Genomic DNA, 22,713 nt, shown 5'->3' on the forward strand with positions numbered 1-22,713 from the left:
AGCATCAGAAACAACAGCATTTTGATTTCGCTGTGGCCGGCGACCTTAACCAGCCAGCTGCCCATCTGCGTCGCCACGCCGGTGCGCACCAGGCCATCGCCAATGATGAACAGCGCCGCAATCAGGATAACGTTAGGATCGCTAAAGCCAGAAAAGGCTTCGCTCAGGGTTAACGTGCCGCTCAGCACGAAAGCCACGATGATTAGCAGAGCAACCGCATCCATGCGGACTTTACCGGTGGCAAATAGCACAACTGCCGCAGCAAGCAGGCAGAGCACCCAAATGAGTTCACCGTTCACAGCGTCATCCTTGTCAAAAATACAGTTTAAGAATCCCCGCCGCGGCGGGGTAAACAATCAGTCTCAAGCCCGGCGCTGCACCTGCACGCTGCCGTCATCCTCTTTGCGCAGCGCAATCTGCTCCAGCGACGTCAGCACAAAATCGACTTCGTCAAGCCGGGGCGCGTCGGCAGGCACGTTAACGGCAATAACCCTGCAGCCCGCAGCCAGTCCCGAAAGCACGCCGGCAGCGGCGTCTTCCACTACCGCGCAGTCGGAAGGTGCCAGCCCTAATAACCTCGCCCCCAGCAGATAAGCATCCGGCTCGGGCTTGCCATGGGTAACCTGTTCTGCAGTAACAAAGACTTTCGGCTGCGGCAGGCCTGCCGCAGCGTGGCGCGCGTGGGCAACCGGCACCGAACCTGAGGTAACGATCGCCCAGGGGATCTGCTGCGCGTCGAGATAGCGTAAAAGCGCCAGCGCGCCGGGCAGCGCGGCGATACCATCTACATCCCGTGCTTCAACCGTTTCAAGCCACCGATATTCTTCCTGAATCTGCGCCTCGCTGTATCCAACAAGGAAGTGGCGCAGGGAAGTTATCGCCTGCTTGCCGTGAATAAAGGCGAGCACGTCGTCGTGGCCAAGGCCGTGACGATCGGCCCAGCGGCACCAGGCCTGCTCAACCACCGGCAGCGAATCCACCAGCGTTCCATCAAGATCGAATAAAAAGCCTTTGCACTCCAGAATAGCCTCCATCAGGCGTTAATCACCTGGTTGATTTCGTTGCTGCTGAGATGATACTGGCGCGGGCAGGCGTGCCATGCGCCAAGCATACGCTGGTATTTTTCCCACATTGGCGTCTGGGCGTTGAAGCCGTGGGTGCCGGCGTCGAAGTGGGTGTAGCGCCCTTCGGTATTCACCATAAAGCGCACATAGCTAAGATAGCGCGCCTCGGTGGCGGCATCAAAGCCGAGAAAGGTCACCCGGCGCTCGTCAATACAGCCGCTGTCTTTGAGGTTGCTCCAGGAAACGTGCAGGGCGTGGTACATCTCCATAATATCGATAATTGTCCGGCAGGTTTCCTCGGTGAGCTGGCCAAATTCGCGATCCAGCTCGCGCATCTGCAGGCCGAAGCCGCGCTCGATAATGGTCTGCAGGCGGCGATAGCGCTCGGCGTTATCGGGATCCAACATGGTCATCATTTTGTACTGATTCGACAAAATCAGACGCTGGGCGTTGGTCATTTCCATTTTTTACCACTCCTTTACGTGTGTCGCGCCGGGCTAAAAAAAGAAGGCGCATAAACTATGCGCCTTCTTTTATATGCGTTTTCGGGGGTGGATTACAAATCATCGAGGAAAGTTTTATCCAGTTGTTTGAAGGCGCGCTTAAGCGTGTCAGCCAGTGCCTGGTAATCCGGCTTACCTTCAACGGGAGCCAGCGCCTGTCCGGCCTCTTCTAGCCTGCCGCGCACTTCATAGAACCAGCTCAGGATCGTCGGCGGCAGCGGCGTTACCGAGCGTTTGCCGAGCCACCACAGCCCCTGCATCGGCAAGCTCAGTGCAAACAGCGCGGTTGCGACCGCCGGCCCCAGGTGACCGCCCAGCGCTATCTGCCAGCTGAGGGTAAACACCGCCAGCGGCGGCATAAAGCGAATGGCGTAGCGCGTGGCGCGGATCGTGCGATTCTCAACAAAGATCGGCGCGAGGCGCTTGTCCAGGGGCCACGTCTTTGCATAGTGCTGCCCGCGGCGGAACAGACTAAAAAAATTGACCGGACTTTCGGGTGTCGACATGGCGTTACCTCAACTCCACAGATAAAAATTCAAAAAAATATACAAAACAACAACTCAATATGACAACGTTCAAAAGATTTTGGCAAGGATTGGACAATCGGGTATTCTGTGCCGCCTGGAATGGGCATAGATCCACCCGCATAAGTTAGTAGATTAATGCATAATCCAGCACTGCCTGAGAATTGTGCAAAACTGGATGGTAACCCATCCCTTTTTCTCTCGTCATGCCGATAAATGTCCCGGGCATGATGTTAATCATAAATGTCAGCGTCATGATGCGCTACGCTCTTAGACTGACTGACGTTTTTTTAGCCATTTAAGATAAAAGTAGGTACTTCCATGTCGAGTAAGTTAGTGCTGGTTCTGAACTGCGGTAGCTCTTCGCTGAAATTTGCAATCATTGATGCCAGCAACGGTGAAGAGTTCCTTTCTGGTTTATCCGAATGTTTCCATCTTCCGGAAGCGCGCATCAAGTGGAAAATGGACGGGAGCAAACACGAAGCCGCACTGGGTGCAGGCGCTGCTCACAGCGAAGCGCTGAACTTTATCGTTAACACGATTCTGGCACAAAAACCAGAACTGTCTGCCCAGCTGACCGCAATTGGTCACCGTATCGTTCACGGCGGTGAAAAATATACCCGCTCCGTGGTTATTGACGACACTGTGATTCAGGGCATCAAAGATTCTGCCTCTTTCGCCCCGCTGCACAACCCGGCTCACCTGATTGGTATCGCTGAAGCGCTGAAATCCTTCCCGAACCTGAAAGATAAAAACGTTGCCGTATTCGACACCGCTTTCCATCAGACCATGCCGGAAGAGTCTTACCTTTATGCCCTGCCGTACAGCCTGTACAAAGAGCACGGCATCCGCCGCTACGGCGCGCACGGCACCAGCCACTTCTACGTGACTCAGGAAGCCGCGAAAGTGCTGAACAAGCCGGTTGAAGAGCTGAACATCATCACCTGCCACCTCGGCAACGGCGGTTCCGTTTCCGCAATCCGCAATGGCAAGTGTGTAGATACCTCTATGGGGCTGACCCCGCTGGAAGGTCTGGTCATGGGTACCCGCTCTGGCGACATCGATCCGGCTATCATCTTCCACCTGCACGACACGCTGGGCATGAGCGTTGACGCCATCAACAAGATGCTGACCAAAGAGTCTGGCCTGCTGGGTCTGACCGAAGTGACCAGCGACTGCCGCTACGTTGAAGATAACTACGCGACTAAAGAAGACGCCAAGCGCGCGATGGACGTTTACTGCCACCGCCTGGCGAAATACATCGGTGCTTACACCGCGCTGATGGACGGCCGTCTGGATGCGGTAGTCTTCACCGGCGGCATCGGTGAAAACGCGGCGATGGTTCGCGAGCTCTCCCTCGGCAAGCTCGGCGTGCTGGGCTTTGAAGTCGATCACGACCGCAACCTGGCTGCCCGCTTCGGCAAGTCCGGCTTCATCAATAAAGAAGGCACCCGCCCGGCCGTGGTCATCCCGACCAACGAAGAGCTGGTTATCGCTCAAGACGCCGCTCGCCTGACTGCTTAATCTCTAAACCGCCAGCCCCCGCTGGCGGTTCTGTTTTGTCTCCCGTCCCGCTCCTGCGGCACCGAAAGAGGATAAATCATGTCCCGTACCATTATGCTGATCCCGACCGGAACCAGCGTCGGCCTGACCAGCGTCAGCCTTGGCGTCATCCGCGCTATGGAACGTCAGGGCGTTCGCCTGAGCGTCTTTAAACCTATCGCCCAGCCGCGCACCGGCGGCGATGCGCCGGATCAGACCACCACCATCGTTCGTGCGAACTCCCATTTGCCGGCCGCCGAGCCGCTGAAAATGAGCCACGTCGAGTCTCTGCTCTCCAGCAACCAGAAAGACGTGCTGATGGAAGAGATCATTGCCAACTATCACGCCAATGCAAAAGATGCGGAAGTTGTGCTGGTTGAAGGCCTGGTACCGACCCGCAAACACCAGTTTGCGCAGTCCCTGAACTATGAAATCGCCAAAACCCTGAATGCGGAAATCGTGTTCGTCATGTCTCAGGGCACCGACACCCAGGAACAGCTGAACGAGCGCCTCGAGCTGACCCGCAGCAGCTTTGGCGGCATCAAAAACAGCAACATCACCGGCGTTATCATCAACAAACTGAATGCTCCGGTTGACGAGCAGGGCCGCACCCGCCCTGACCTGTCCGAGATTTTCGACGACTCTTCTTCCAAAGCGAAAGTGGTTAAAATCGATCCGGTCGCGCTGAAAGCCTCCAGCCCGCTGCCGGTGCTGGCTACGGTACCGTGGAGCTTCGATCTGATCGCCACTCGCGCTATCGATATGGCCCGCCACCTGAACGCCACTGTCGTTAACGAAGGCGACATCAACACCCGCCGCGTGAAGTCCGTGACTTTCTGCGCCCGCAGCATTCCTCACATGCTGGAGCATTTCCGCGCTGGCTCTCTGCTGGTCACCTCTGCGGATCGTCCTGACGTGCTGGTTGCCGCCTGCCTCGCCGCCATGAACGGCGTTGAGATTGGCGCCATCCTGCTGACCGGCGGCTATGAAATGGACGCCCGCATCAGCAAGCTGTGCGAGCGCGCATTCGCGACCGGCCTGCCGGTATTTATGGTGAACACCAACACCTGGCAGACCTCGCTGAGCCTGCAGAGCTTCAATCTCGAAGTTCCTGCCGACGACCATCAGCGTATCGAAAAAGTGCAGGAATATGTGGCAAGCCACATCGACGCAAGCTGGATCGAATCCCTGACCGCCACCTCCGAGCGCAGCCGCCGCCTCTCTCCGCCGGCATTCCGCTATGAGCTGACCGAGCTGGCGCGTAAAGCGGGCAAGCGCGTCGTGCTGCCGGAAGGCGACGAGCCGCGTACCGTAAAAGCGGCATCTATCTGCGCCGAGCGTGGTATTGCCACCTGCGTACTGCTGGGCAACCCGGATGAAATCACCCGCGTTGCGGCCGACCAGGGCGTTGAACTGGGCGCCGGTATCGAAATCGTCGATCCTGAAGTGGTTCGCGAAAGCTACGTTGCACGCCTGGTCGAGCTGCGTAAGAACAAGGGCATGACCGAAGCGGTTGCCCGCGAACAGCTGGAAGATAACGTGGTGCTCGGCACCATGATGCTTGAGCAGAATGAAGTTGACGGCCTGGTTTCCGGCGCGGTTCACACCACTGCCAACACCATCCGTCCGCCGCTGCAGCTGATCAAAACAGCGCCGGGCAGCTCGCTGGTGTCGTCCGTGTTTTTCATGCTGCTGCCGGAACAGGTTTACGTTTACGGCGACTGCGCCATCAACCCGGATCCGACCGCAGAACAGCTGGCCGAAATCGCCATTCAGTCTGCCGATTCCGCCAAAGCCTTCGGTATCGACCCGCGCGTGGCCATGCTCTCCTACTCCACCGGGAACTCCGGTGCCGGTAGCGACGTTGAGAAAGTGCGCGAAGCAACCCGCCTGGCGCAGGAAAAACGTCCGGATCTGGTTATCGACGGTCCGCTGCAGTACGACGCCGCAGTTATGGCTGACGTTGCGAAGTCCAAAGCGCCGAACTCTCCGGTTGCCGGCCGCGCTACCGTGTTCATCTTCCCGGATCTGAACACCGGTAACACCACGTATAAAGCGGTGCAGCGCTCTGCTGACCTGATCTCCATCGGGCCGATGCTGCAGGGTATGCGCAAGCCGGTTAACGACCTGTCCCGCGGTGCACTGGTTGACGATATCGTCTACACCATCGCCCTGACGGCGATTCAGTCGGCTCAGCAGCAGCAGTAACAGCATCTGAATCAACGCTGATAATAATGCCGGTCACGCTGACCGGCATTTTTTATATCTGAACCGCCCGGCATATAAAAAAGGGACGTGCAGAACACGCCCCTTTTCTCTTTGGCTTACGGTAAAAATGCTATAGCAGCTCCCGCGCCGCTTTCACAATGTCCTCCGCCGTCAGCCCGTACTCCCGCTGTAAAAAGTCCTGGGTGCCCACCTGCCCGTAGCGCTCTTTCACACCAACCCGGCGCATCGGCACGGGACATGTCTCTACCAGCACTTCCGCTACCGCCGAGCCCAGCCCGTTATGGATGCTGTGGTTTTCGCAGGTGACGATACGCCCGGTTTTCTCAGCGTAGTTTTTCACCAGCATCCGGTCGATAGGTTTCAGGGTAAACATATCAATCACCGCCGCGCTGACGCCTTCCTGCGCCAGGCGTCGGGCAGCCTCAAGGGCTTCTGCAACCATAATGCCGTTGGCAATCAGGGTAATGTCGTCCCCTTCGCGCAGGACGTTGCCTTTGCCAATGGTGAACGTGGAGCCTTCTTGATAAATAGCCGGCGCCTGCTTGCGGATAGTGCGAACCCAGTAGAAACCCTCAAGCTCGCTGAGTTGCTCGAGGATCGCCCGGAACATGGTCGCATCGGTAACCTCCAGCACCACTGAGTGTGCCAGCCCGCGCACGATGCCCATATCTTCGAACGACATGTGGGTTCCGCCATTGTGGCAGGCGGTCACCCCAGCATCGGAGGCAATTACCTTGACGTTTGCCCGCTGATAGTCAAGAGACATAAACAGCTGGTCGAAGCAGCGGCGGCTGGCGAATGCGGTGAAAGTATGAACAAACGGCTTGCGCCCGGTGAGCGACAGTCCGGCGGCGGTGCCGATTACGTTAGCCTCCATGATGCCGCAGTTAATTACCGCCTGCGGATACTGTTTCTGCACCGCGTCCATTGCCATCGAGCTCATCAGGTCGGCCTCAAGGGCTATAATGCCGCTGCGGGCCTCCGCCTGTTCGGCCACAAACCCGGCATACACCTTGCGCATCTCCACGCTGTCTTTTTGTCCTGCGGGTGCAAGCTTAATCATGGGCGGCCTCCAGCTGCGCGATAGTTTCATTGATCGTATTGGTCATCTCCAGGGTCAGCCGCAGATGGTGCGAGTTGCTGAGCTGCTCCAGGAACGGCACGCCCTGCCCTTTAATACTGTCGAGAATAACCACCTTGGGCCGCGCATCGTCGGCGGGAACAGGCTTCACCGCGGCCAGCAGGCCGGGAATGTCATCGCCTTTGACTGTTACTGCTTCAAAGCCGAAGGCGCTGAATTTTTCTGCCAGATTAAACGGGCAGATAATTTCATCCAGCGTGCCGTCCAGCTGCTGCTTATTCCAGTCGATGAATACCGTCAGATTGTTGAGCCGGTGGTGGGCAATAAACTGGAACGCCTCCCAGCACTGTCCTTCGTTCAGTTCGCCGTCACCCACGATGCAGAAAACGCGGTTATCGCGCCCGGCCAGCCGGTGCGACAGCGCCATGCCGCCAGCAATCGAGATCCCCTGCCCCAGCGAGCCGGTGGTGGCATCCACGCCGCGGGTTTTGAGCCGGTCGGGATGGCTCGGCAGGCGGGTACCGTTCTGATTAAGGGTGCTCAGCTCCTCCTGCGGGAAATAGCCCTTAATCGCGAGGGTGCTGTACAGCGCCGGTCCGGCATGTCCTTTAGACAGCACAAAATAGTCCCTGCCCTGCCAGTCCGGATCGCCCGGATCAATGCGCATCACGTCGCCATATAGTACCGCCAGCGTCTCAACCACCGACATGCTGCCGCCGTAGTGGCCAAAGCCGAGCCCGGTGAGGGATTTAAGGGTCGCGACGCGGATGTCGCGCGCCAGCTGGCTAATTTCAGCTATCGTACTCATTATTTAACTCCTGTATTTTGCGGCGCGTCGCCGGGGGCCGCTTTGCCCTTCGCCACGTAGTTGAACAGCACCAGCAGGGCAAAAATCGCCACCACCAGGCCAGAGATTGCCAGCGGTGGGAGGTAGCGCGCCAGATTGCCCAGCACGATGCCGACGCCGCCGAAGTCCGCATCCGAAAAGGTAGTATTGGCGAAGCCCAGCGCGCCAAGTACGGGCAGCAGCAGCACCGGCAGAAAGGTAATCAGCAGCCCGTTAGCGAACGCGCCGACCATCGCTCCGCGGCGTCCGCCGGTGGCGTTACCAAAGACGCCTGCGGTTGCGCCAGTGAAGAAGTGAGGTACCACGCCGGGGAGGATCAGCACCCATTTGAACTGGCCGCAGAGGAACAGGCCCACCAGCCCGCCGAGAAAGCTGAACAGAAAGCCAATCAGTACCGCGTTGGGGGCGTACGGGTAAACCACCGGGCAGTCCAGCGCCGGTCGCGCGTTCGGCACCAGCTTCTCAGAAAAGCCGGTAAACGCCGGCACAATCTCCGCCAGGATCAGGCGCACGCCTTGGAGGATGATAAACACCCCTGCCGCGAAGGTGATGGCCATGATAATGGCGTACACCAGATAGTGCTGGCCGCCGCTAAATTGCGCTTCGACATACTCCCGCCCGGCGCACACCGCCATGATCAAATAGATGATCATCATGGTCATGGAAATCGAAATAGAGCTGTCGCGCAGGAAGCTGAGGTTTTTCGGCAGGTTCATCTCTTCGGTCGAGCGCGAACCCTTGCCCACTTTGCTGCCGATCCAGCCCGACAACACGTAGCCGAGCGTGCCGAAATGGCCGAACGCCACGTCGTCATTGCCGGTGATACGCTGCATATAGCGCTGGGCGATGGCCGGAAAGAAGGCCATGATCATGCCTAAAATTAGCGAGCCGGTGAAGACGAGGCTAATGCCTTCAAAACCGGCTACCGTCAGAATGACGCCAATCATGCACGCCATATAAAAAGTGTGGTGTCCGGTCAGAAAGATATATTTCAGGCGGGTAAAGCGGGCAACAATAATATTCGCCACCATGCCAAACGCCATAATCAGCGCGGTAGCCGCGCCGTATTTTTCCAGCGCAATGGAGACGATAGCTTCATTATTGGGAATAATGCCCTGAATATTAAAGGCGTGCTCAAACATGCCGCCCAGCGGATTCAGGGAGCTCACCAGCACCCCCGCGCCGCCGCCGAGCACGATAAACCCCAGAATGGTTTTTACGGTGCCTTTAACCACGTCAGAGAATGATTTTTTATGCGCCACCAGGCCAATCAGGGCGATAAGCCCCACCAGCACCGAAGGCACTTTCAGAATATCAACGACAAAATTAAGCGCTTCGAGGATAAACATACCCATCCCTCACTCAATGCAAAGAGTTATTAGCGGCTGGCAAAATAAGCGGCCAGCTTATTTTCCAGCTCGTTGATGTCGATGATGTTATTAATCACCACCAGCTGATCCGCAGGTACGCTGGCGCTTTCGGCAATATCTTTTGCCATCACGAACAGGTCTGCCGCACCAGGCGTGGCCGAGGAGAGATCTGAATGCTCGACTTCCGCCTCGATATTGAGTTTTTTGAGCACTTTTTTGATATTCATCTCGACCATAAAACTGCTGCCGAGGCCGGATCCACAAATCGCCATTATTTTCATTATTGTCACCTTCAAAGTAGAGTTGGTCCGCTCCTTTCATAATGAAAAGAGTGAGGTTCAGGATTAAAAAATAAAAAAATCAGAAGCGGTTAATAATGTTTTTAATTTCCTCCAGGGTTTGCGCCTGATGCAGCTGCTGTAAATCCTCGTCGCTGGAAAATAACTCCGCGAGAGCTGAAATCATTTCGATATGGCTGTGCCGGTCCGGTGCGGCCAGCATAATAATCACATCCACCGGCGCATCCTCCGCTGCGCCGAAGCTGACGCCCTCGCGCAGCTTGAGCAGCGACAGTCCCAGGCCGTTGGCCCCCTCTTCCGGACGCGCGTGCGGCATCGCCAGTCCCGGCGCCAGTACGTAGTAAGGCCCGAGCTTCTGGTGCTGCTCGATAATTGCCGCGACGTACTCCGGATCGATAATTTTCGCCTGCAGCAGCGGGCGGGCGCAGATGTCCAGCGCCTCCTGCCAGCTGGCAACCTTCTCCTGCACGTTAATGGTGCCATCGTGGATCCAGGTGCTTAACATTGTTCTCTCCTGCTTCGGGAAGGTGAACAAACCTTATGCAAGCTGGCAGTAACTATCCGTGACTATCCTCACAAAGATAGCGCTACCAAAAAAGCGCGTGATGGATTTGTGATAGCGCTATCAAAAACAATGCATCGCGGATTATCTGAACAAAAGCAGGGTATTCCGGCGTATACTACGCGTCCCTTTACTACGCGATATAACTCAGGAAGCTCCATGTCTTTGACCCGAAAACGGCGCAATACTGGCAAGGTGACACTGGCTGATGTAGCGCAGCTGGCGGGCGTGGGAACCATGACCGTCTCACGGGCGCTGCGCACGCCGGAGCAAGTCTCCGACAAGCTGCGGGAGAAAATCGAGGCGGCGGTTCAGGAGCTGGGCTATGTGCCAAATCTTGCGGCCTCCGCGCTGGCGTCGGCTTCGTCGTGGACAATTGGCATGGTGGTGCCCAGCCTCAGCGAAGCGGGCTGCTCGGAAATGTTTGCCGGGCTGCAGCAGGTGCTGCAGCCCGCCGGCTACCAGATAATGCTGGCAGAGTCGCGCCATCATCTGGAGCAGGAGGAGAAGCTGCTGGAAACGCTGCTGGCCTCCAATATCGCGGCGGCCATACTGCTCAGCGTGGAGCACAGCGATACCGTGCGCCAGTGGCTGAAAAATAGCGCGATACCGGTGATTGAAATCGGCGCGCGCCGCGCCGACCCGCTGGATATGAATATCGGCATTGATAACGCGGCGGCGATGTATGAGCTGACCCGGATGCTTATCCAGCGCGGATACCAGAATATCGGCCTGCTGTGCGCCAATCAGGAGCAGTGGATTTTCCAGCAGTATCTACAGGGATGGTACAAGGCAATGCTGCGCCACCACATGTCGCCGGACAGGGTCATCAACGCCGCCGAGCCGCCAACTTTTTCTACCGGCGCGGCCCAGCTGCCGGAGTTTTTGCTGGCCTGGCCGGAGCTGGACGCGCTGGTATGCGTCTCCGACGAGCTGGCGTGCGGCGCACTGTACGAATGTCAGAGAAGAAGAATCAAAGTACCGGAGGATATTGCGGTGGTCGGCTTCGGCGACAGCGACGTCAGCCGGGTGTGCCAGCCGCCGCTGACCACCATTGCGGTGCCGCACCGCCAGATTGGTATTGAAGCAGGCCGCGCCCTGCTGGCGCGGCTAAACGGCGAGGATCGCGATTCGGAGGCGGCGATTGCCGCCTCGCTGTGCCTGCGGGACAGCTGCTAGGCGGCTTACCCGGCCGTTTCTTCTTTGTGCGCTTCGCTGTTGGCATTGCGGCTCATCCACAGCGCCAGCGCTTTCAGGGAGTCCGGCGTAAACTCGTCGCAGCGGGCAGTGATCTCTTCCGGCGTCATCCAGCACACTTCGCTGACCTCTTCTTCCTGTAGAGCAAACGGACCGTGTGATACGCAGCTGAACAGCCCGCCCCAGACGCGGCAGTGTTTATCTTCGAAGTAAAACTGGCCGTGCTCGGCGAAGGGAACCCCGGCAATACCCAGCTCCTCTTCCGCTTCGCGGCGGGCGGACTCCAGCATTTGCTCTTCGGCCTGAACAACGCCCCCCGCCGTAGCGTCGAGCATCCCCGGCATGAAATCTTTGATTTCAGTGCGGCGCTGCACCAGTATTTTGCCCATCCCATCATGCACCACAATATAGGTCGCGCGGTGACGCAGACACTGCGCGCGCATCTGCTCGCGGCTGGCCTGGGCGATAACCTCATTGTCTTCGTTGACAATATCTACCCATTCTGTGCTTGCCAAATTCTGCTCTGCCATCAGAAAAACCTTCCTCATCAAGCGCTCTTACGGCGCGTTTACGGTTGTCGGGTAACTTACGGATTAATTTCCGTTTCCGCAATAACCCGTTGGCTGTCGAGATCTAAAACCTGCAATTTATTGCCTTCAAGTATGCCGTAGCTGGCGGAAAATCCGCCTTTGGGAATGCTTACGGAGCCAGGATTGAAGAGGTAAATATCGCCGTCCCTGCGGGCGACGGGAATATGAGTATGACCGTAAATCAGCACATCGCCAGCCGCCAGCGGCGGTAAGTTATCCGGGCCATACAGATGACCGTGCGTCAGAAACAGGCGCTGGTGCGGCGTTAGCACCTGCTGCCAGGGCGCAGTTATCGGAAACGCCAGCAGCATCTGATCCACTTCGCTGTCGCAGTTGCCGCGCACCGCAATAATCTGCGGCGCCAGCGGGTTAAGCCGCTCGGCGACCTGCGCCGGCGCATAGCCCTCGGGCAGCGCGTTACGCGGGCCGTGATTGAGGATATCCCCAAGAATAATCAGATAGCGGGCGCCGCTCTGCGCAAAGCGCGCCAGCACACGCTCGGTGGCCGGCAGCGAGCCGTGAATATCCGATGCAAACATCAGCTTCATTCATCACTCCTCAGCAAAAACGCGCCATCATAGCGGATTATTCCCCGCCCATCAGCCTGCACGTTTACCGCTAAGTGCCACAAAGCGCTGGACCGACGCTCGTTGCCACTGAAAGGCGGCGTAGTCTGCAAGCCGCTCGGGCACCTCATCACCGTTGTAGACCAGCCGGTTGAGCATCAGCGCCAGATCGGTATCGGCAATGCACCACTCGCCAAACAGGTTGGCTCCGCCGTGGGCCAACAGCCCCCCGGCGGTGGCAAAGAGCTTTTGCGCCGCATCGCGTCCGGCTTCGCTCAGGGCCGGCTGACGCAGCTCGCCAAAGATAACCTCCGTCGGGCGCTCTTCGCGGATCGGGACTAAATCGCTGCGCAGCCACGCCTGAATCTGGCGGGCCCGGGCGCGTTTCTCAATATCGTGGGGGTAGAGACGCTCCCACTGCGGCGGCGCAAAGCGCTCGTCAAGGTATTCGTCGATGGCCGACGACTCGCTGAGGGTAAAAGCATCAACAGTCAGCAGCGGCACCCGGCGGGTTAAGCCGTACCCCGGCCAGTCCGGCTGCCGGTGCGCCCCGCTGTCGAGGTCAACGGTTTTAAGATGAAAGGCCAGCCCTTTCTCCTGCAGTCCTACATAAACAGACATCACGTACGGCGAAAAGTAGCGGGCATCGGACCAAAGGATAATTTCGGGATGGCTCATGGTTTCCTCGACAGTGCTGAGCGTGAAAAATAAACATATCGCGTCCGGGCGTGGGTGTCACTCGCCGCGCGCGCCTGCCCCGTTTCCGATAGCGTCACGCCAGTAAAAATGGCGGCTGCCGACTCGCCAACGGCACCGTGACCTGTTGTATCATGTGAGAAATAACAACACGTGAGGAAGCTGCAATGTCCCAGCCAGACGCGATTATCCGCATTAAAAACCTGCGCCTGCGTACCTTTATCGGTATTAAAGAGGAAGAGATAGCCAACCGCCAGGACGTAGTAATTAATGTTGCTATCCACTATCCCGCCGAGCAGGCCCGCGACAGCGAAGATATTAACGATGCGCTGAACTACCGCACCATCACTAAAAATATTATCCAGCACGTTGAAAACAACCGCTTCTCGCTGCTGGAAAAATTAACCCAGGATGTGCTCAATCTCGCGTGCGAACACCGCTGGGTCACCTATGCTGAGGTGGAGATCGATAAACTTTACGCCCTGCGCTACGCCGACTCTGTGTCGATGACCATGAGCTGGCGGCGCTAATTGTCCACCGGGAGGCGGCATGAAAATTTTAATCACTGGCGGCACCGGTCTGATTGGCCGACACCTGATACCGCGCCTGCAGACCCTGGGCCACGATATTGCCGTGGTGACCCGCAGCCCGGACAACGCGCGGCAAATCCTCGGTTCCCGGGTTGAGATTTGGCCCGGACTCGGCGACCGCACCCACCTGAACGACATTGACGCGGTGATCAACCTCGCCGGAGAGCCTATCGCCGACCGGCGCTGGACCGATGCCCAAAAAGCGCGCCTGTGCAACAGCCGCTGGGAGATAACCCAGCGGATTGCCGATTTGATTCACGCCAGCGACACGCCGCCCGCCGTGCTGATTTCCGGATCGGCGGCGGGCTATTACGGCGACCTCGGTGAAATTGTGGTGACCGAAGAAGAACCGCCCCACAATGAATTTACGCACCGCCTCTGCGCCCGCTGGGAAGAGATTGCCAGCAGCGCCCAAAGCGACGCTACCCGGGTGTGTCTGCTGCGCACCGGGGTAGTGCTGGCGCCTAAGGGCGGTATCCTGGGCAAAATGGTGCCGCCGTTTAAGCTTGGCCTCGGCGGTCCCATCGGCAGCGGACGCCAGTATCTGGCGTGGATCCACGTTGACGACATGGTTAACGGCATTCTGTGGCTGCTGGATAACGACCTGCGCGGGCCGTTTAATATGGTGTCCCCCTACCCGGTTCACAACGCGCAGTTTGCCCACGCTCTCGGCCGCGCCCTGCACCGCCCGGCGATCGTTCGCGCCCCGGCGACGGCAGTCAGGCTGCTGATGGGGGAATCTTCCGTACTGGTGCTCGGCGGACAGCGCGCCCTGCCGAAGCGTCTTGAGGACGCAGGCTTCGCCTTCCGCTGGTACGATCTTGATGAAGCGCTGGCAGACGTGCTGAAATAGCGCCTCGCCTTTTCGACGATGCTTTACCCCGGCGCAGCACCCCTTCGTGCCGGGCTTCCCCTGCTCCACCCGTGTACATTCGAAGATGAGAAGGAAACATCATGCCCGATATCCTCACGCCGCGCCTGCGGCTGTCGCCCCTGACGCCGGATGACTGGCCGCTGTTTCTGCGCCTGCGTCAGGATCCGGCGGTGATGCGCTATATGGGCGAGATTGCCGAAGAAGAGACGCTCAGGACGCTGTTCGCGCAGCGCCTTCAGGACGGCGTTCGGGTGATTAACACCCGGCAGGGAGAGGTGCTGGGGGATATCGGGCTGCGCGTAAGCCGCCACAACCCGCACGAGGCCGACATCGGCTACGCCCTGCTGCCCGAGGCCCAGGGCCGCGGCTACGGGGCGGAAGCCCTGGCCGCGATGTGCCGCTACGGCTTTGAAGACGCGGGGCTAAGGGCCATTAACGCTTGGGTGCTCGGCCCGAATCAGGCCTCGGCCCGGCTGCTGGAGAAGCAAGGATTTCTGCGCATCCAGGTTCTGGAAAAGGCGTATACCATTAACGGTACGGCCTACGACGACTGGGTCTACCGGCTGGAAGCGCCGCCTCATCCCTGAGGCAGAGCCGCCTATACCCGCTGCCCCGCGTCACCAACCGGGCTGGACGCCCGCTCGCGCCCGGGCTGCGGCACCTTAATGATGAAGGTCAGCACCCCTGCGAACAGGTACAGTCCGGTATAAGCCCACACCACCCCGACAATATCGAAGAACGGCAGCAGCGCGGAGGCAATCGCCGGCGCGACGAAGTTGCTCATCCCGGCGGAAAGGTTATAAATCGAGATTGCCGCGCCTTTGTGATGCGGCTCCAGGGTCGGGAACACCGCGGTCATCGGCACGAAGGCGGCGACGAAAATCCCCAACATCACCGCCGGAATAAGCGCCACCAGGAAGTTGTGCCCGGCGTACAGCGGCAGATAGTAAAACGTCAGGCTCGAAACGGCCATTCCCAGACAGCCGAACCAGCGCACCTGGCGGATCCAGCCGATATATTCCCCGGTAATGCCCCACAGGATGTTGGTAAAGATGGTAACAAAGAAGAACACCGCCCAGATTTGCAGCCACTCGGAGATAGTAAAGCCCAGCCGATCCACGAACAGCAGCGGCATCACGATGGCAAAGCCAAACAGCGACAGGGTATTGATAATACGGATCAGGCAAGCGTAAAACACATTGCGGTTAGTAAACAGGATCGTCACCGCCCGGGACAGCTCGGTCATCTTCTCACGCAGGGGAAGATTGACCCGCGAGCGGTCTACCGGCACTTTGCGCAGGCTGAAAAACGCCAGCGCGCCGCCGCAGGCCACCCACGCAATCGCCAGCCACAGCGTGCCGGTTTCGCCGAGGGCCGGAATAGTCAGGCTCGGTAAATAGCTGCCCACCACGCCGATGCCGACAGAGTACATCGCCCAGAACCAGCCGGTAGCCGCGGCCAGGTTCTGGCGCGGCAGTACCTGAACCAGCATCAGCATAAATGAGTAGATAAACAGCGGATAGGCCAGCCCGCGAATACCGTAGAACAGCAGCATCAGCGGATAGTTACGCATCCCGAGCCCCAGGGACATAAACAGGGCGTGCATGATAATCCACAGAATAAAGCCGATGGTCATCGCCTTTTGCGGGGTAATAAGCTCGGCCACCACGCCCGAAGCCCACGCCGCCATTGCCGCCGCCAGCCCGTAGAGCGTAAACACCATCGCCGACTGGGCCGGAGAAAAGCCCATATCGGTGATGTGCTTTGACAAAAAGGCCATTTCAAAACCGTCGCCCGCCATAAAAATAGCGATAGCCACAAATCCCCACAGCAGGCGCGTCGGTAAACCAAACCAGTAATTCGATTGCATAACCTTTTTCCTCTCGCAGACGGACGTTTCGCCCCGGCAGCCGGGGCGCAGGCATTACGGCAGCAGCGCGCGGGCGTCCCGCTGCTGCTGATAGAGCAGGCGGAACAGCGCCAGGCGCTGTCGCAGCCACGGCTGGCGCTCCGCCCGGGGCGTATAGCGCGCCAGCACATCGGGTTTGCGGCATACGTCGCCGCGCTCGCCGCCGTCGGCAAGCTGCGCCAGGCGCGCGGCGCCCAGCGCGCCGGAGGAGCTGGCCGGGTGCGTCACCATCGGCATATCGAGCACATCGGCAATCAGCTGCGCCCAGAGGCTGCTGCGCGCGCCGCCGCCGGTGAGGCTGCACTGGCGAATATCGCCGCTGCTGAGTACCTGCAGGCCGTCGGCCAGGCCGAAGGTCACACCTTCAATCACCGCATAGCCCAGCAGCGCCCGGCTGGTTTCGTGGTGCAGATTGAAGAAACTGCCCGAGGCCAGCGCGTCGTTGTGCGGGGTGCGCTCTCCGGAGAGATAGGGCAGAAAAACCGGCGCGCGGCGGCACGCTTCATCGCTAAGCCCGGCGATTTCACTCATCAGCTGGCTCTCGGTGACCGACAGGAGATTGCAAATCCAGCGCAGGCAGCTGGCGGCGCTGAGCATTACGCTCATCTGGTGCCAGCGGTCCGGCAGCGCGTGGCAGAAGGCGTGGACCCCGGACTGCGGGTCGGCCTGCAGCCGATCGTTAACCACAAAAATGACGCCGGAGGTGCCCAGCGAGATAAAGGCGTCTTCCGGCTCAACGGCGCCCACGCCCACGGCGGAAGTGGCGTTATCCCCGCCGCCGCCGGCGACCGTCACCGCCGAGCCGAGGCCCCACTCGGTAGCCAGCGCCGGATCCAGCGCGGCGCTTACCGCGCAGCCCTCCACCAGCCCCGGCATCTGGTCGCGCGTGAGGCCGGTAATGGCCAGCAGTTCGTCAGACCAGTCGCGCTTTGCCACGTCGAGCCACAGGGTGCCCGCCGCGTCGGAGGGATCGCTGACAAACTCACCGGTGAGCCGCCAGCGCAGATAATCTTTCGGCAGCAGCACTTTCGCCACCCGGCGGAAAATATCCGGCTCGTGGCGGGCAACCCACGCCAGCTTCGGCGCGGTAAAGCCCGGCATAATCATGTTGCCGCTGAGGGCGATCATTTCCGGATGCTGCGCCTGCAGCCGCGCGCACTCGTCGGCGCTGCGGGTGTCATTCCACAGAATACAGGGACGCAGCACTTCCCCCGCCGCGTCGAGCAGCACCGCGCCGTGCATCTGCCCGGAGAGGCCAATGGCGCGGATCGCCGCCCACTCCCGGGGATGCTGCTGGCGCAGCGCGGTGACCACCTGGCCGCAGGCCTGCCACCAGGCTTCGGGATCCTGCTCCGCCCAGTGCGGATGCGGGCGCTGAACCGTCAGCGCCGCGTGCGCTGAACCGATAATCTCGCCGCGGCTGTCCGTCAGCAGCGCCTTAAGTTCCGAGGTGCCAATATCAATACCCAGGTACATAGCGCCTCCTTACACCGCATCCGCAACGGCGGTCATCTGCGGGAGCTGCAGCGACAGCGCGCTAACGGTGTGGCGCAGCAGGGCGAGAAACTCGGCGGAGCGGGAGAGTTCGGCAAACAGCGCTTCGCTTTGGGCAAACTCCGCCAGCGGATCTTCGCCCGCAAACAGGGCGCGCACGGCGTCCGGCTGCATGACCCCGTCCTGATACTCGTAGGGCAGCTCGCCCCGCGCCCAGCGCTGCAAAAACAGGAAGAACAGCGCCGGCAGCACGGCGGTGGCCTCCGGGGTTTCACCCTGCTGGTAGCGCTGGATAAGCGTCGGCGTCACCATGCCGGGGATTTTCGACATGCCGTCCGCCGCCACCCGCTGGTTGGTGTCTTTGATGTAGGGATTGCTGAAGCGGTCGAGCACCACGTCGCGGTACTGCGCCAGATCCAGCGGGCTTGGCGTCAGGGCCGGGATCACGTCCCGGGTGACGTACGCGTGGGCCAGCCGGAAGATGTCGGGCTGGCGGGTACTGTCATCGATATAGCTCAGCCCGCAGAGCGTTCCGGCCCAGGCGATGGCGCTGTGGGTGGCGTTGAGGATGCGAATTTTAGCTTCCTCCCAGGGCAGCACCGAGTCCACCAGCTCAACGCCGACGTTCTCCAGCGCCGGACGGCCGTTGATAAAGTCGTCTTCAATCACCCACTGAATAAAGGATTCGCCCATCACCGGCGCGGCATCCTGTCGCCCCGTCGCTGCCAGTACCCGCTCGGCCACGTCCGGGGTCGGGCGCGGGGTAATGCGGTCCACCATGGTATTTGGCGAGGTGGTATTCAGAGTGACCCACTGCGCCAGCGCGTCTTCACCTTTCGCCTTCAGGAAAGAGAGAAAACCGTGGCGGAAGCGCTCGCCGTTGTGGCGCAGGTTGTCGCAGTTGAGCAGGGTTACCGGCTCGCCGTGCGCCGCTACGCGGGCCTTGAGGATCCGGGTCAGCGCGCCGTACAGGGTGCGGATCCCGCCGTTTAGGTCCGCCTGAATGTCGCTCTGCTGCAGGTCAAGAGCGTGCTCCGGGGTCAGGTAATAGCCGCTTTCGGTGACGGTAAAGGCAATGACCCGGGTTTCCGCCGCCGCGCCCTGCGCGACCAGCGCGCTGATGTCGCTGTCCCACGGCAGCACCCGGCGAATAGAGGTTATGGTTTCGTACTCGCGATCGCCCTGCGGAGAAACCGTTTCCAGCACGTACTCGCCGTTTTGCGCTTTCAGTGCCTCAAGCAGCGAAGCCGCATCGCTGCGGATGTTACCCAGCGCGATACTCCAGCGATCGTCTCCCTGCTGCAGCAGGCGGTGCAGATACCACGCCTGGTGCGCCCGATGAAAAGAACCTGCGCCAATATGCATCCATACCGATTTTTGATCTGCCATAACCGCGACTCCCGACGTTTGAGCAATTGATTTACTAAAGGGCATATGCCCGATTGTTGTCGGTATGTTAGTAGCAGCTGGCAACAGGGATCTGCGACGATCCTCACGAAAACAACTTTTGCCCATAAAATTTACTTTTGCCCATTCTTTCTTTGCCGCCCTCCGGCGTACAATGGGCGCACTCACGTTGGGAATAACACGATGAATAAAGAAGAGAAAAAGAACGAGCTGGCGGCGCGGGCGGCGTGGATGTATTACGTGGCGGGCCTGACCCAGCAGGAGATAGCCACCGCCCTCGGGCTGTCGCGTCAGGTTGCCCAGCGCCTGATCTCCGGCGCGCGGGAAATGGGGATGGTGACGGTCACCATCGCCCATCCTGTGACCCGCTGCCTACAGCTGGCCCGGGATCTGGAAGCAAAGTTTGGTCTCGCCCTGTGCCGCATCGTGCCCTCCGCAGGGCTCGGTAACGACGCGGTGCAGCAGATGCTCGCCGTGGAAGGCGCTGAGATCATGGCCCAGTACATCAGCGAAGAGCGGCCCCAGGTGTTCGGTATCGGTTCCGGGAAAACCCTGCGGGCCTGCATTGATGCTCTGCCCTGGCTGGAGCGCCCCCAGCACCAGTGCGTGTCGATGATCGGTGCCATCGCCCGGGATGATTCAGGTACCCGCTACGACGTGCCGCTGAAAATGGCGGAAAAGATGCAGGGGAAATACTTTTTTATTCCCGCGCCGCTGTACGCCGACAGCCCGGAGGATAAAACCAGCTGGTGCCAACATCAGGTCTATCAGCGGGTGGCGGCGCGCGCGCTGCACGCCGACATCACGTTTTTAGGCATTGGCGAAGTGGGCATCGGCTGCCCGCTGAACGCGGAGGGATTTATTACCGACGCGCAGGTGCGGCATCTGGAAAGCCAGCAGGTGGCTGGCGAAATGCTCGGCCACTTTTTCAATCACCGCGGCGAGCGCCTCCGTTCTGAGCTGGATGCCCTGCTGACCAGCGTCGAGCTTACCGCCCGTACCGGGCGCGAAATTATTGGCTTTGCCGCCGGCGAGAAAAAGTATGCCGCGATCCTCGCGGCGCTCAAGGGAGGCTGGATAACCGGGCTGGTCACCGATGAAGACACGGCGGTGAAGCTGCTGGCCGCCTGACGGCCAGCAGTGGTTAATTATGTGAACCCTTAAGAAACTGCTGCAGGCGGGCGCTTTTCGGGCTGCCGAACACCGCCTCCGGGTGCCCCTCTTCCTCGATTAGCCCCTGATGGAGGAAAATCACGTGGGAGGAGACATTGCGGGCAAAACTCATTTCGTGGGTGACCACCACCATGGTTTTCCCCTCCTCCGCCAGCTTTTGCATAATGCGCAGCACCTCGCCCACCAGCTCCGGATCGAGCGCCGAGGTGGGTTCGTCAAACAGCAGCACTTCCGGCTCCATCGCCAGCGCCCGGGCAATGGAGACGCGCTGCTGCTGGCCGCCAGATAAATGCACCGGGTATTTAATATGCTGGCGCTCATCGATGCCGACCTTCAGCAGGTACTTCACCGCCCGCTCCCGGGCCTCGCTTTTGCTGAGCCCCAGCACCTGGATCGGCGCTTCCATCACATTTTCCAGCACCGTCATGTGGCTCCACAGGTTGAAGTGCTGAAAAACCATCGTCAGCCGGGTGCGCAGCAGGCGCAGCTGGTTTTTATCGGCCACTTTAAGCTGGCCGTCTTTGTCTCGCACCAGGCCAATGTTTTTACCGCTGACCACGATGGTGCCTTCGCTGGGCTTTTCGAGAAAGTTAATGCAGCGCAGGAAGGTACTTTTCCCCGATCCCGACGATCCGATGATGGTAATGACGTCCCCGGCATTAGCCTGCAGCGAGACGCCTTTCAGCACTTCGTGTTCGCCGTAGCGCTTGTGCAAATCGATTACGTTTAATTTGTTCTCAGCCATGGTGTTCTCAGTGTGTCGACGCAGGTTTCACATGTTGCAGCCAGCGCTTTTCCGCTTTGCGAAAGAGGCTAATCAGGACATAGGAGATAATCAGGTACAGCACGGCGGCGATGCCGAAAGCGGTAAACGGCTGATAGGTCGCGGAGTTAATGTCCCGGGCAATTTTCAGCAGATCCGGCACCGTCGCGGTAAAAGCCAGCGCCGTAGAGTGCAGCATCAGGATCACTTCGTTGCTGTAAGCCGGCAGCGCGATGCGCAGGGCCGAGGGCAGAATAATGCAGCGATAGAGCTTCACGCCGCTAAAGCCGTAGGCCCGGGCGGCTTCAATTTCCCCCGCCGGCACCGAGCGGATCGCACCGGCAAAGATCTCGGTGGTATAGGCGCAGGTGTTCAGCGTCAGCGCCAGCACCGTGCAATTGAGTCCGCTGCGGAAAAAGGCGTTCAGCAGCTCGGTGCCCTTGACGATTTCCAGGGTGTACATCCCGGAGTAAAACACCAGCAGCTGGACGTACAGCGGCGTGCCGCGAAAAATATAGGTGAACAGCCAGATGGGAAACTGGATAAATTTGTTGCTGGACACCCGGCCTACCGCGAGAAAAATCGCCAGCACACCGCCCATTGCTACCGAAGCAATCAGCAGCCACAGGGTAATAGCCACGCCGGTGAAGCGGTAGCCGTCGGTCCAGAGCAGGGATTTCCAGTACTCCTGAATAATCTCTATCACAGGTCAGCCCTCTTCACGCCGACGGAGTAGCGGCGCTCAAGCAGCAGCAGCACGCCGTTGGAGGCAGTGGTAAATACCAGATAAATAACGCCGCAGACGATAGCGAAGTAGAACGGCTCCCAGGTGCTTTTGCCCGCCAGCTGGGTGGCTTTCACCACATCTTCCAGCCCCAGCAGCGAGACCAGCGCCGTGGCTTTGAGGATAACCTGCCAGTTGTTGCCGATCCCCGGCAGCGCGAAGCGCATCATCGCCGGAAACAGGATCCGGCGAAAGGTCTGCCGGGCGGTGAAGCCGAACGCCGTCGCTGCTTCGATATGCCCTTTCGGTACCGCGAGAAACGCGCCGCGAAAAGTTTCGGTAAAGTAGGCGCCGTAGATAAAACCAAGAGTGATGATACCGGCCACCATCGGATCGATATCAAACTGCGCCGCGCCGAGGGCGTCAGTCACGCTGTTAAGCGCTATCTGCAGTCCGTAGAAGATCAGCAGCATCAGCACCAGATCCGGCACGCCGCGGATCAGCGTGGTATAGCCTTCAAAGATCAGCGCCAGCAGCCGATTGCCCGACAGCTTTGCCGCCGCGCCCGCCAGGCCAATGATCACCGCCAGGACCACCGCGCTGAGCGCCAGCTCAAGGGTCACCAGCGCGCCCTGAAAAATTACCTGTGAAAACCCGTGCAGCATAGCGCCATTCCTGTCAGTCCGGCACCGCGACATCGTGCATAGCG

Annotated in this window: 25 protein-coding genes; 7 read left to right on the plus strand and 18 right to left on the minus strand. The window is 59.4% G+C overall.

The window, feature by feature from the left end; genetic code table 11:
• From QZ766_RS12895 to yfbV, 4 genes are all read right to left on the minus strand, one after another.
• Nucleotides 1-299, minus strand: a 299-nt coding sequence (locus QZ766_RS12895) for an SLC13 family permease (protein WP_297202580.1), incomplete at its 3' end; no start/stop codon positions are given.
• A 63-nt stretch (nucleotides 300-362) separates the two neighbouring features.
• Nucleotides 363-1,034 carry a sugar phosphatase gene (locus QZ766_RS12900; RefSeq protein WP_297202582.1) on the minus strand — a complete coding sequence of 224 codons (672 nt, stop codon included), beginning with the start codon at nucleotides 1,032-1,034 and terminating at the stop codon, nucleotides 363-365.
• Entirely contained in the window at nucleotides 1,034-1,528 is a 495-nt protein-coding gene (locus QZ766_RS12905; RefSeq protein ID WP_297202584.1) for a YfbU family protein, read from the minus strand. Before QZ766_RS12905 ends, QZ766_RS12900 begins: the two co-directional genes overlap by 1 nt.
• 92 nt (nucleotides 1,529-1,620) lie before the next feature.
• Nucleotides 1,621-2,073, minus strand: a complete 453-nt coding sequence (gene yfbV / locus QZ766_RS12910) for a terminus macrodomain insulation protein YfbV (RefSeq protein WP_297202586.1) — start codon at nucleotides 2,071-2,073, stop codon at nucleotides 1,621-1,623.
• Between the two features lie 339 nt (nucleotides 2,074-2,412).
• Between yfbV and ackA the strand changes: the two genes are divergently transcribed.
• Together ackA and pta are read left to right on the plus strand one after the other, a co-directional pair.
• Nucleotides 2,413-3,615, plus strand: coding sequence for an acetate kinase (ackA, locus tag QZ766_RS12915; RefSeq protein ID WP_297202588.1), 1,203 nt, complete (start codon nucleotides 2,413-2,415; stop codon nucleotides 3,613-3,615).
• Between the two features lie 78 nt (nucleotides 3,616-3,693).
• Nucleotides 3,694-5,841, plus strand: coding sequence for a phosphate acetyltransferase (pta, locus tag QZ766_RS12920; protein WP_297202590.1), 2,148 nt, complete (start codon nucleotides 3,694-3,696; stop codon nucleotides 5,839-5,841).
• 130 nt (nucleotides 5,842-5,971) lie between these two features.
• Here the strand turns inward: pta and QZ766_RS12925 are convergent, their stop codons facing one another.
• From QZ766_RS12925 to QZ766_RS12945, 5 genes are all read right to left on the minus strand, one after another.
• Complete coding sequence (locus tag QZ766_RS12925; protein ID WP_297202592.1) at nucleotides 5,972-6,925, minus strand: transketolase family protein; 954 nt, start codon at nucleotides 6,923-6,925, stop codon at nucleotides 5,972-5,974.
• Nucleotides 6,918-7,751 carry a transketolase gene (locus tag QZ766_RS12930; RefSeq protein WP_297202595.1) on the minus strand — a complete coding sequence of 278 codons (834 nt, stop codon included), beginning with the start codon at nucleotides 7,749-7,751 and terminating at the stop codon, nucleotides 6,918-6,920. The genes QZ766_RS12925 and QZ766_RS12930 overlap by 8 nt, the downstream gene beginning before the upstream one ends.
• A complete protein-coding gene (locus QZ766_RS12935; RefSeq protein ID WP_297202596.1) occupies nucleotides 7,751-9,139 on the minus strand; it encodes a PTS ascorbate transporter subunit IIC in 1,389 nt (462 codons plus the stop codon). Before QZ766_RS12935 ends, QZ766_RS12930 begins: the two co-directional genes overlap by 1 nt.
• A 29-nt stretch (nucleotides 9,140-9,168) precedes the next feature.
• Nucleotides 9,169-9,441 (minus strand): PTS sugar transporter subunit IIB, encoded by a 273-nt coding sequence (locus QZ766_RS12940; protein ID WP_297202599.1) that lies wholly within the window; start codon nucleotides 9,439-9,441, stop codon nucleotides 9,169-9,171.
• Between the two features lie 79 nt (nucleotides 9,442-9,520).
• On the minus strand, nucleotides 9,521-9,964 hold the full coding sequence (locus tag QZ766_RS12945) for a PTS sugar transporter subunit IIA (RefSeq protein WP_297202601.1): 444 nt from the start codon (nucleotides 9,962-9,964) through the stop codon (nucleotides 9,521-9,523).
• Between the two features lie 216 nt (nucleotides 9,965-10,180).
• Between QZ766_RS12945 and QZ766_RS12950 the strand changes: the two genes are divergently transcribed.
• Nucleotides 10,181-11,200 (plus strand): LacI family DNA-binding transcriptional regulator, encoded by a 1,020-nt coding sequence (locus tag QZ766_RS12950; protein ID WP_297202603.1) that lies wholly within the window; start codon nucleotides 10,181-10,183, stop codon nucleotides 11,198-11,200.
• A 5-nt stretch (nucleotides 11,201-11,205) separates the two neighbouring features.
• On the opposite strand, the gene yfcD is transcribed toward QZ766_RS12950, so the two are convergent.
• The 3 genes from yfcD to yfcF are packed head-to-tail and all read right to left on the minus strand — an operon-like array spanning nucleotide 11,206 to nucleotide 13,052.
• Nucleotides 11,206-11,748 (minus strand): NUDIX hydrolase YfcD, encoded by a 543-nt coding sequence (gene yfcD, locus QZ766_RS12955; protein WP_297202605.1) that lies wholly within the window; start codon nucleotides 11,746-11,748, stop codon nucleotides 11,206-11,208.
• A gap of 56 nt (nucleotides 11,749-11,804) precedes the next feature.
• A complete protein-coding gene (yfcE, locus tag QZ766_RS12960) occupies nucleotides 11,805-12,356 on the minus strand; it encodes a phosphodiesterase (RefSeq protein ID WP_297202606.1) in 552 nt (183 codons plus the stop codon).
• Between the two features lie 51 nt (nucleotides 12,357-12,407).
• Nucleotides 12,408-13,052: a glutathione transferase gene (gene yfcF, locus QZ766_RS12965; RefSeq protein WP_297202608.1), complete on the minus strand. Its 645-nt coding sequence runs from the start codon at nucleotides 13,050-13,052 to the stop codon at nucleotides 12,408-12,410.
• Between the two features lie 185 nt (nucleotides 13,053-13,237).
• Between yfcF and folX the strand changes: the two genes are divergently transcribed.
• The 3 genes from folX (at nucleotide 13,238) to QZ766_RS12980 (ending at nucleotide 15,121) form a co-directional block, all read left to right on the plus strand.
• Complete coding sequence (folX, locus tag QZ766_RS12970) at nucleotides 13,238-13,600, plus strand: dihydroneopterin triphosphate 2'-epimerase (protein ID WP_297202610.1); 363 nt, start codon at nucleotides 13,238-13,240, stop codon at nucleotides 13,598-13,600.
• Nucleotides 13,601-13,619: 19 nt separating this feature from the next.
• A complete protein-coding gene (locus tag QZ766_RS12975; protein ID WP_297202612.1) occupies nucleotides 13,620-14,513 on the plus strand; it encodes a TIGR01777 family oxidoreductase in 894 nt (297 codons plus the stop codon).
• 101 nt (nucleotides 14,514-14,614) lie between these two features.
• Entirely contained in the window at nucleotides 14,615-15,121 is a 507-nt protein-coding gene (locus QZ766_RS12980; RefSeq protein ID WP_297202614.1) for a GNAT family N-acetyltransferase, read from the plus strand.
• 11 nt (nucleotides 15,122-15,132) lie between these two features.
• Here the strand turns inward: QZ766_RS12980 and QZ766_RS12985 are convergent, their stop codons facing one another.
• Genes QZ766_RS12985 through dalD form a run of 3 tightly spaced genes read right to left on the minus strand, consistent with a single transcriptional unit; the run spans nucleotide 15,133 to nucleotide 19,326 of the window.
• On the minus strand, nucleotides 15,133-16,404 hold the full coding sequence (locus tag QZ766_RS12985) for an MFS transporter (protein ID WP_297202616.1): 1,272 nt from the start codon (nucleotides 16,402-16,404) through the stop codon (nucleotides 15,133-15,135).
• A 54-nt stretch (nucleotides 16,405-16,458) separates the two neighbouring features.
• Nucleotides 16,459-17,919, minus strand: coding sequence for a xylulokinase (xylB, locus tag QZ766_RS12990; RefSeq protein WP_297202618.1), 1,461 nt, complete (start codon nucleotides 17,917-17,919; stop codon nucleotides 16,459-16,461).
• Nucleotides 17,920-17,928: 9 nt separating this feature from the next.
• On the minus strand, nucleotides 17,929-19,326 hold the full coding sequence (dalD, locus tag QZ766_RS12995) for a D-arabinitol 4-dehydrogenase (RefSeq protein ID WP_297202621.1): 1,398 nt from the start codon (nucleotides 19,324-19,326) through the stop codon (nucleotides 17,929-17,931).
• Nucleotides 19,327-19,527: 201 nt separating this feature from the next.
• Between dalD and QZ766_RS13000 the strand changes: the two genes are divergently transcribed.
• Nucleotides 19,528-20,475, plus strand: coding sequence for a sugar-binding transcriptional regulator (locus QZ766_RS13000; protein ID WP_297202623.1), 948 nt, complete (start codon nucleotides 19,528-19,530; stop codon nucleotides 20,473-20,475).
• 13 nt (nucleotides 20,476-20,488) lie between these two features.
• Here QZ766_RS13000 and hisP read toward each other — a convergent pair whose 3' ends face one another.
• From hisP to QZ766_RS13015, 3 genes are read right to left on the minus strand one after another with little or no spacing between them, the layout of a single operon-like run.
• Nucleotides 20,489-21,262, minus strand: coding sequence for a histidine ABC transporter ATP-binding protein HisP (gene hisP / locus QZ766_RS13005; protein WP_297202625.1), 774 nt, complete (start codon nucleotides 21,260-21,262; stop codon nucleotides 20,489-20,491).
• A gap of 7 nt (nucleotides 21,263-21,269) precedes the next feature.
• Nucleotides 21,270-21,986, minus strand: coding sequence for an ABC transporter permease (locus QZ766_RS13010; RefSeq protein WP_297202627.1), 717 nt, complete (start codon nucleotides 21,984-21,986; stop codon nucleotides 21,270-21,272).
• Nucleotides 21,983-22,669, minus strand: coding sequence for a histidine ABC transporter permease HisQ (locus tag QZ766_RS13015; RefSeq protein WP_297202629.1), 687 nt, complete (start codon nucleotides 22,667-22,669; stop codon nucleotides 21,983-21,985). The genes QZ766_RS13010 and QZ766_RS13015 overlap by 4 nt, the downstream gene beginning before the upstream one ends.
• Nucleotides 22,670-22,713: the final 44 nt, after the last annotated feature.

Source organism: uncultured Pluralibacter sp. (assembly GCF_913775985.1).
GTDB lineage: Bacteria > Pseudomonadota > Gammaproteobacteria > Enterobacterales > Enterobacteriaceae > Pluralibacter.

What these genes read in the sequence shown, in the direction of transcription:
- QZ766_RS12900 (WP_297202582.1), bottom strand. Translation starts at nt 1,034, where the DNA reads ATGGAGGCTATTCTGGAGTGCAAAGGCTTTTTATTCGATCTTGATGGA.
- QZ766_RS12905 (WP_297202584.1), bottom strand. Translation starts at nt 1,528, where the DNA reads ATGGAAATGACCAACGCCCAGCGTCTGATTTTGTCGAATCAGTACAAA.
- yfbV (WP_297202586.1), bottom strand. Translation starts at nt 2,073, where the DNA reads ATGTCGACACCCGAAAGTCCGGTCAATTTTTTTAGTCTGTTCCGCCGC.
- ackA (WP_297202588.1), top strand. Translation starts at nt 2,413, where the DNA reads ATGTCGAGTAAGTTAGTGCTGGTTCTGAACTGCGGTAGCTCTTCGCTG.
- pta (WP_297202590.1), top strand. Translation starts at nt 3,694, where the DNA reads ATGTCCCGTACCATTATGCTGATCCCGACCGGAACCAGCGTCGGCCTG.
- QZ766_RS12925 (WP_297202592.1), bottom strand. Translation starts at nt 6,925, where the DNA reads ATGATTAAGCTTGCACCCGCAGGACAAAAAGACAGCGTGGAGATGCGC.
- QZ766_RS12930 (WP_297202595.1), bottom strand. Translation starts at nt 7,751, where the DNA reads ATGAGTACGATAGCTGAAATTAGCCAGCTGGCGCGCGACATCCGCGTC.
- QZ766_RS12935 (WP_297202596.1), bottom strand. Translation starts at nt 9,139, where the DNA reads ATGTTTATCCTCGAAGCGCTTAATTTTGTCGTTGATATTCTGAAAGTG.
- QZ766_RS12940 (WP_297202599.1), bottom strand. Translation starts at nt 9,441, where the DNA reads ATGAAAATAATGGCGATTTGTGGATCCGGCCTCGGCAGCAGTTTTATG.
- QZ766_RS12945 (WP_297202601.1), bottom strand. Translation starts at nt 9,964, where the DNA reads ATGTTAAGCACCTGGATCCACGATGGCACCATTAACGTGCAGGAGAAG.
- QZ766_RS12950 (WP_297202603.1), top strand. Translation starts at nt 10,181, where the DNA reads ATGTCTTTGACCCGAAAACGGCGCAATACTGGCAAGGTGACACTGGCT.
- yfcD (WP_297202605.1), bottom strand. Translation starts at nt 11,748, where the DNA reads ATGGCAGAGCAGAATTTGGCAAGCACAGAATGGGTAGATATTGTCAAC.
- yfcE (WP_297202606.1), bottom strand. Translation starts at nt 12,356, where the DNA reads ATGAAGCTGATGTTTGCATCGGATATTCACGGCTCGCTGCCGGCCACC.
- yfcF (WP_297202608.1), bottom strand. Translation starts at nt 13,052, where the DNA reads ATGAGCCATCCCGAAATTATCCTTTGGTCCGATGCCCGCTACTTTTCG.
- folX (WP_297202610.1), top strand. Translation starts at nt 13,238, where the DNA reads ATGTCCCAGCCAGACGCGATTATCCGCATTAAAAACCTGCGCCTGCGT.
- QZ766_RS12975 (WP_297202612.1), top strand. Translation starts at nt 13,620, where the DNA reads ATGAAAATTTTAATCACTGGCGGCACCGGTCTGATTGGCCGACACCTG.
- QZ766_RS12980 (WP_297202614.1), top strand. Translation starts at nt 14,615, where the DNA reads ATGCCCGATATCCTCACGCCGCGCCTGCGGCTGTCGCCCCTGACGCCG.
- QZ766_RS12985 (WP_297202616.1), bottom strand. Translation starts at nt 16,404, where the DNA reads ATGCAATCGAATTACTGGTTTGGTTTACCGACGCGCCTGCTGTGGGGA.
- xylB (WP_297202618.1), bottom strand. Translation starts at nt 17,919, where the DNA reads ATGTACCTGGGTATTGATATTGGCACCTCGGAACTTAAGGCGCTGCTG.
- dalD (WP_297202621.1), bottom strand. Translation starts at nt 19,326, where the DNA reads ATGGCAGATCAAAAATCGGTATGGATGCATATTGGCGCAGGTTCTTTT.
- QZ766_RS13000 (WP_297202623.1), top strand. Translation starts at nt 19,528, where the DNA reads ATGAATAAAGAAGAGAAAAAGAACGAGCTGGCGGCGCGGGCGGCGTGG.
- hisP (WP_297202625.1), bottom strand. Translation starts at nt 21,262, where the DNA reads ATGGCTGAGAACAAATTAAACGTAATCGATTTGCACAAGCGCTACGGC.
- QZ766_RS13015 (WP_297202629.1), bottom strand. Translation starts at nt 22,669, where the DNA reads ATGCTGCACGGGTTTTCACAGGTAATTTTTCAGGGCGCGCTGGTGACC.